This window comes from Clostridium fallax, from assembly GCF_900129365.1.
Classification (GTDB): Bacteria; Bacillota; Clostridia; order Clostridiales; family Clostridiaceae; genus Clostridium_AH; species Clostridium_AH fallax.
In genome coordinates this window covers 169,162-177,246 of the sequence record NZ_FQVM01000003.1, presented here as the reverse complement: position 1 = coordinate 177,246, position 8,085 = coordinate 169,162, and the positions used below count along the sequence as shown (strand labels likewise).

The following is an 8,085-nucleotide window of genomic DNA, read 5'->3' as shown; positions in this document are numbered from 1 at the left end:
TATTTTTTATGTCTTGATATCCTCTATATGGGTAATATATATTGCAATATATATATTTATTTTTATTATTTATTTCATAATTAATTTATTGAAGACACTTATTAAAATTTTTATTAATTCACAATCTCTAAACAAATTATCTTACTTTTCTATAATACTTTAATTATATATTATTAAGTTAATTTTTAGTAATCAGTATTTACATATATTCCTTTAAATCATTAATATCATTAATAGTATTTATTAAATGTTTTATTTCCTGATCTTTATATTTATCCATAACTAATAATACATCTCCAGCATCTACTATAACTAAATCCTTAAGTCCAAATCCAATAATTAATTTTTCATTATCACCAAATATAGAGCAATTCTCACACTCTTCTAAAAATACATTATTGGAAACTGCATTACTTTTTTCTCTATTTAAAAACCTGCTTAAAGCAGTAAAACTTCCTATATCATCCCAAAGAAAATCACATTTAACAACAAAGCCTTTTCTGGTCTTTTGCATAACTCCAAAGTCTATGGAGATACCATCTATTAGCTTATATTGTTCCTCTATAACTTTCTCTTCCTCTTCTTCTCCTATATACTTATAAATCTCCATTAAAGACTTATACATTTTAGGAAGATATCTTTCTATCTCTCTCAATATAACATCTGCCCTAAATATAAACATTCCACTATTCCAAAGATAAGTTCCCTTTAATAAAAAGTCTTTTGCAACTTCTACATTAGGTTTCTCTGTAAATCTAGCTACCCTATAAGTAGGTACATTAGAGTTTATTCTCTCTCCCATTTCTATATACCCATATCCAGTTTCTGGCCTTTTTGGTGATATTCCAATAGTTACAATTCCTCTTCTTCTATCCGCAATTTCTACAGCTTGCTTTAATGTTTCTACATAACTTTTTTCTCCCTCTATATAATGATCTGATGGAAGAACTATCATCACTGCATCCTTATCTTTTTTCAAAAGCTTAACTGCAGAAAGTCCTATACATGTAGCAGTTTCTTTATTTTCAGGTTCAGTAAATATATTTTCAACCCCAATGTCACATAACTCTTCCCTTATTTTACTTTCATAATCCTTATTTGTTACTACATAAATGTTCTCTTTATTAACAATTGGCTTGATTCTATCCACTGTATTTACTAAAAAGCTTTTATCATTAATTACTTTAAGAAACTGTTTTGGATTATCACTTCTTGATAGTGGGTATAACCTTGTTCCTTTGCCTCCTGCTAAAATCAAAGCGTAAAGCATTTTGCCTTCAACTCCACGTATTGTTTATATAGTATACTATGTTATTCTCCTATTTAATGTGTATATAAAATTTTAATTGTATTATTTTACAAAATATTTTGTTTTTAAAACATATTTCTACATAACAATATCTTTATAAAGAAAACCTATATAAAAATAGAGAATGCACTAAGCATTCCCTATAAGTATTTCATACTATTAAATTATTTATTAAATAAATTAATATTAAAATTTAATAAGATTAAGTGTCTACTCATACTTAACTTCTGTTGCTTTTTCAAAACTTCTTGATAAAGCCTTAACTATTTCTGAGTAAAGTATTATTGTTGCTGAAAATACTATAACTTTTATCCAAAGACCCAAAGTTAATGGAACTGTTCCAAATACTGCACCAGCAAATTGTACAATTAAAACATGAGCAACAAAGGTACATAATACACTTATAACCATAACTTTATTTTTACCTAAACAGCTTATAATACTTTCATTACCAAGTTCCCTTGAATTAAATGCATTAAATAGTTGAAATAAAACAAATACTGAAAATACTATTGTTTCTTGCTGTCCTAAAGTTCCACCTAAAAATTTAAAGCTTTGAAGAGCTATAAGCATAATTATCATATAAATTCCATTAGATATAATTTTAAATACCATTTCTCTTGTTATAATACTTGCATCCCTTTTAACTGGCTTTTTGTCCATTAAATTCTTTCTCAAACTTTCTAGTCCTAATGATAAAGCTGGTGGTCCATCCATTATTATATTAACCCATAATAATTGAACCGGTGTAAATGGAAGTTTAAATCCAAAAATCTCTGATAATATAATTGTAACTACTGCAACTAAGTTAACTGTTAATTGAAATTGAAGAAATCTTTGAAGATTTTCATATATACCTCTTCCCCATTCAACAGCCTTAACTATTGTTGAAAAAGAATCATCTAAAAGAACAATATCACTAGCTTCTTTTGAAACTTCTGTACCATTAATACCCATGGATATTCCTACATCAGCATTTCTTAAGGCTGGTGCATCATTAATTCCATCTCCAGTAACTGCAACTACATTTCCTAATTTCTTTAATAATTTTACTACCCTCATTTTGGTTATAGGCTTACTTCTTGCAATAACCGTTATCTTATCTATAACTTTTTCTAACTCATAATCATTCATTTCATCTATATCATTGGCTTCTAATATTATACTATCTTCTTTTAATATATTTAGCTGCCTTGCAATAGCTGTAGCTGTAACTATATTATCACCTGTTAATATTTTTAATGATATTCCTGCTCTTTTACATTTTTGAACTGCTTCATAAACTTCATCTCTTAAAGGATCTGCAATAGCAACAAACCCATCATAAATCATATTTTCTTCTACATTATCTTGAGATTTTTCCCAATGTAATTTATCTTTAATATTTTTATGAGAGAAACCTATTATTCTATATGCTTCATTTTGTAATTTTTTAATTTCTTTTTCTATATTAGCTTGTATCTTATAATCTAACTCAATTATTTTTCCATCTAACTCTATAAACTTACAAAAAGCTAGTACCTTTTCTGGGCTACCTTTAGTAAATGCAATATATTCATTGTCATTACTAATTATAGAAGTCATTGATTTTTTTTCTGAACTAAAAGAATATTGATAAATTAATTCCTTTTCTTTTCTTACATTACAATAATCTATGTTTATTTTTTTTAACGCTTTAAGTAGTGAACACTCTGTTGGATTTCCTATAAATTTTTCTTTTCCATCTTCCATTTGTAGGTTAGCTGTTGAATTTATAGCAAAATTATCTATAAGATTTATATTTTTTAACTTTTTAGGTTCTTCTATTAAATTATCACACCAAACTTTCATAACAGTCATTTGATTTTTTGTTAATGTTCCTGTTTTATCTGAACAAATAACATTAGTAGAACCTATAGTTTCGCAAGCTACCATTTTTTTAACTAAAGCATTATTCTTAGCCATTTTTACAACATTAAAAGCAAAAATCATAGCTACTATTGTAGGTAACCCCTCTGGAACACAAGCTACAATTAACGCTATACTTGTCATAAAAGCTTCTTGTATTCTATCAAAGGAAAATCCCCCTAAAGACATAATTTTAAAACACTCAAAAACAAAAACTAAAACAGCACCAGCAGCACCTACTATACTAATTCTTTTAGCTAAAACTCCAAGTTTTTCTTGAAGAGGTGTTGAACTTGTATTAGTTTCTTTAAGCTCTTTTGCTATATGTCCCATTTCTGTATTGTCGCCAACTTCAGTTACAATATAAGTTCCTCTACCAGATGTAACAAAGGTTCCACTATAAACCATATTAACTCTTTCTGCTAAAGGTGTTTTTTCTGATGTAATTATTAAATATCCATCTTTTTTAACTGGATCACTTTCTCCAGTAAGCATAGATTCATCTATATTCAATTCAATATCTTCTAAAAGTCTTCCATCTGCTGGTATTTTATCTCCAGTTTCAACTAGGACTATATCTCCTACTACAACTTCTTTCTTAAATATATATTGAATTTTGCCATTTCTTATAACTTTAACCTTAATATCTTCATTTATATTATTTAGTTGATCAAAAGCTTTTTCTGATTTACCCTCCATTATTATCTGAATACCAACAGATAAAGTTACCGCTAAAAGTATTCCTATACTTTCACCAAACTCAGTATGTCCTCCATTTATCATCTTATATATGTTCATTCCAATTGATATAATAGTAGCTCCTAAAAGTATCAAAACCATTGGGTCTTTTAAAGCTTCAATAATTTTATTAACTAAAGATTGTTTTTTCCCTGGTAAAAATTCATTCTTTCCATAGGTTTTTCTCATTTCTTCTATTTGAACATCAGATAAACCTTGAGTTTCATCTACCTTTAAGTCTTTTAACACTTCTTCTTTGCCCCTTAAAAAACTATCCATTCCCATACCTCCTATAAAATTTATTAAAAATAAAAAAGAGACTTATCCCATAATCAAATTTGATTATAGAAAAGTCTCACATTAGCAATTAAATTATCACTATGATAAAACCAGGTAAATTATACCGAGTGTTGGCTATATCACCTTAATTAAGGTAGTTACTCCCTTTATCTATTTATATTAAATTATATATTTATTATATGTTTACTTTATGCAATGGTCAACTGACTTAGTGTTAAGTATTTGTTAAATTAATTATTATTTTTATTATCTTTAAAATAAATACTTTAAAGTGTATAATCATTAATTATATACTTTTTCAAAGGGAGGAACTATGAATTCACTAATAAAAAAAGCTAAAGAAACTCATTCATTAACTAAAGATGAAATAATCTCTCTTTTAGAAGATAACTCAATAAATGAAGAGCTATTTAAAGCTGCTGATGAAGTTCGTGAAGAAAATTTAGGTTCTTATGTTCATCTAAGAGGATTAATAGAATTTACAAATATATGTAAAAGAAATTGTTTATATTGCGGCTTAAGGAGAGATAATAAAAATTTAAAAAGATACAGACTCTCAGAAGAAGAAATTTTAGACTTTGGAAAAAAAGCTGTTGAATATGGATATAAAACATTAGTACTTCAAGGTGGAGAAGATGATTATTTCACTGCTGACAGAATGGTAAGTATTATAAAAAAGCTTAAAGCATTAAATGTAGCAATTACTTTAAGCATAGGAGAAAGAAGCTTTGAAGACTACAAAAAATTTAAGGAGGCTGGTGCAGACAGGTATCTTATAAGAATAGAAACTACTGATAAAAAACTTTATGAAGATATGGATCCTGGTATGAGCCATGAGGAAAGAAAAAGATGCTTAAGAGATTTAAAAACTCTTGGCTATGAAGTTGGTAGCGGTTCTTTAGTAGGATTACCTGGACAAACATTAAGCTCTTTAGCTGATGATATATTATTTTTTAAGAAAATAAATGTAGACATGCTTGGAATTGGTCCTTTTATTCCTAATGAAGATACGCCTTTAAAGGATGCTAAAGGTGGCGATTTCACTTTGGCATTAAAGGTTATGGCTATTATAAGATTACTTTTAGTAGACATAAATATTCCTGCAACAACTGCTATGGAAACTTTAAATAAAAATGGTAGAATAATCGCACTTCAAAGTGGTGCAAATGTTGTTATGCCAAATGTAACTGAAGGAGAATATAGAAAATTATATGCTCTTTATCCTGGGAAAATATGTACAGGCGATACTCCTGCTCATTGCAGAAGTTGTATTTCATCAAAAATTCATGGAATTGGAAGAATAATATCTGACGGGTATGGATTTAGAGGAAATAAAAATTCACCTAAAGGTAATTAAATTATAAAAATGGGTGTAGCATTAAAAATAACTAATACAATACCTTATGATAATTTTAAATTTGCAAATTAATATATTGTATGCAAATTAATTAGTGCCACAACCCATTTTTTATAAGCTAAAGTTTTATATAACTGCCTATTTTTAATTTTTATAAATGTTTTAAATATTATTTATTCTGTAAACTTAAACTTATTAACTAAAGCTTCTAAGTTTTTGGATTTTTGATTTAATCCTTCTGCCATTTCATTAATCTTTTTGTTTTCATTAACATGTTCTTGTATAACAGATGTTACTGCTTCTGTTGCGGCTGTATTTTCCTGTGATATTGATGCTATATTATCTATTGCATCACTTAAAACATCTTTACTTTTATCTATAATATTAACTGATTTTAATGATTCTTCAATAGATTCTGTAACTAAATCGAAACTATCTCTTAACTTATTGAAAGAATTCTTAGTATTTTCTACTTGTTCTTCCTCTACTTTAAAGGCATCCTTTGCATCATAAGCTATATTTAATGAATTATTAATAGCCTTATTAACTTCCTTTACTATACCTTGAATTTCTAAAGAAGCATTCTGTGATTGTTCTGCCAATAGTCTTATCTCATTTGCAACTACTGCAAATCCCTTTCCTGCATCTCCTGCCCTTGCAGCCTCTATTGACGCATTTAATGATAATAAATTAGTTTGGTCTGTTATCTCATTTATTCTTGTTAAAATATTTAATATAAGTTTAGTTTTCTCCTTTAGATCGCCTATTGTTATAGATACATCATTCATTGATTTAGCATTTAATGATGAAGTTTTGTTAAGATCATCAATTTGCTTAGAACTTATTTCTATAGCTTTCAGTGCCTCATCTTTATTTTGTCCTAATTTATCTAACTTTTTAATTGTCTTTCCTATTTCCTCATTTAATGCTAAAGATATTTCAGCACAATTCATAGTTTCTTCTGTTTGATTAGTTGAACCTTTTGATATCTCCTCAACATTTTGTACTATATCTTCTGCTTTTTTACCTAAGCTTCCAGAAACTGATAATAAGTTCACTGAAGTTTCTGCAGTGCTTTGTATCAATTCGGAAGTATTCTTTAAAGCATCATTTAAAATCAATACCATATTATTAAAGTTTTTACTTAAACTATCTATCTCATTTATTCTAGTGTTTTCATCACAAGAAACTGTAAAATCACAGGTAGCTAATTTTTTTGTTACTTCTATAATGTTTTTTATAGGTTTTGTTATTTGTAATGAAGTAATTATAGCTATTAAAAATGCTATCATTACTACTATTAAAGTTATTATAAGAGTTATTTTTCCTAAAATTTTAGAGGTTTTATTTATTTGGCTATAAGGTATTGCAGTTATATATTTCCAACCATAATTATTTATATCTTTATATATAACTTCATATTTTTTACCATATATATTAGTACTTAAGGTTCCTCCTTTACTATCTTTGATTTTTTCATAAAAATCATATTTAAATAATTCTCCCATTTTAAAATCTTTATTTCCACTTAATATATAGCCATCTTCGTCTACCATAGCAACTATTCCATCATTACCTAATTCCAAATCATCCATAGCATTTTTAAATATGCTAGGATCTATATCTATTCTTAAAACTGAAGTTGCTTTAAAATCATCTAAGTTACTAATTCCCTTTATATAACTTAAAGCCTTTTTACCATTAGTTTCTGTAAAACACCAAAATGGTTTTATTGATGACTTTTGAGCCTTTTCATACCAGCTTTGTTTCTTTGCTTCTTCTAATAATTCTTTATTTCCATTTATATTTTCTTCTTTAGTTGTACATATACATCTATCATTAGAGTATATATAAATATTTTTTAATACTTTAGTAATATTAACACTAACAAGTCCCATTAATTCTTCCCTTACTAAACTTTGGCTTTTTATGAATTCTAATGATTCAGTATTTTCTTTTTTTAAATTGTCTAAAATAGTTTTATTATTATATATTTCATAAGCTATTTGTTGAGTATTTTTACTTAATAATTCTATATAATGTTGATTTTGCAAAAGAGTATTGGTTGTACTTTCTTTATAGTCCTTGCTTATATTTCTCTTTGTAAAAATCATACTTAATCCAGCCAAAATTGACATGGAAAAAATCACTATAAAAAGAATTGTTATTACTAACTTTTTAGCTAAAGTTCTTTTTCCAAAAAAATCATGGAATGAAAAATTACTTTTAAAAAGTTTTTTATCTAATTTAACTTTTTTAAATCTTTCAAAAATATTATTTATTTTTTTAGGTTTTCCATCATTTTTTATCTTTTCTTCTTTCATATTTTTTTTTGCTTCTTTACTTTTTAAAAATTTACTTTTAAATTTACTTAGCATATAAACTCCCCTTCCCCTATTAGAAATCGTTTTAATAAGGAAATACTTAATTAATATTCACATTTTATGTAATTTTTTTGCCATTAATCTAGAAAAAAGCAATAAAAACTAAAAAA

The 8,085-nt window shown here is 26.6% G+C and carries 4 protein-coding genes; 1 reads left to right on the top strand and 3 read right to left on the bottom strand.

Annotation, left to right across the window (positions count from 1 at the left end):
- Positions 1–199: 199 nt before the first annotated feature.
- Positions 200–1,270, bottom strand: coding sequence for a mannose-1-phosphate guanylyltransferase (locus BUA70_RS03075; RefSeq protein WP_072892908.1), 1,071 nt, complete (start codon positions 1,268–1,270; stop codon positions 200–202).
- 249 nt (positions 1,271–1,519) lie between these two features.
- The gene (locus tag BUA70_RS03070) at positions 1,520–4,213 is read right to left on the bottom strand and encodes a calcium-translocating P-type ATPase, PMCA-type (RefSeq protein ID WP_072892906.1); all 2,694 of its coding nucleotides are present in this window, start codon (positions 4,211–4,213) and stop codon (positions 1,520–1,522) included.
- Between the two features lie 334 nt (positions 4,214–4,547).
- Between BUA70_RS03070 and hydE the strand changes: the two genes are divergently transcribed.
- Positions 4,548–5,591 (top strand): [FeFe] hydrogenase H-cluster radical SAM maturase HydE, encoded by a 1,044-nt coding sequence (gene hydE, locus BUA70_RS03065; protein ID WP_072892903.1) that lies wholly within the window; start codon positions 4,548–4,550, stop codon positions 5,589–5,591.
- A gap of 173 nt (positions 5,592–5,764) precedes the next feature.
- Here the strand turns inward: hydE and BUA70_RS03060 are convergent, their stop codons facing one another.
- Positions 5,765–7,969 carry a methyl-accepting chemotaxis protein gene (locus tag BUA70_RS03060; protein WP_072892901.1) on the bottom strand — a complete coding sequence of 735 codons (2,205 nt, stop codon included), beginning with the start codon at positions 7,967–7,969 and terminating at the stop codon, positions 5,765–5,767.
- Positions 7,970–8,085: the final 116 nt, after the last annotated feature.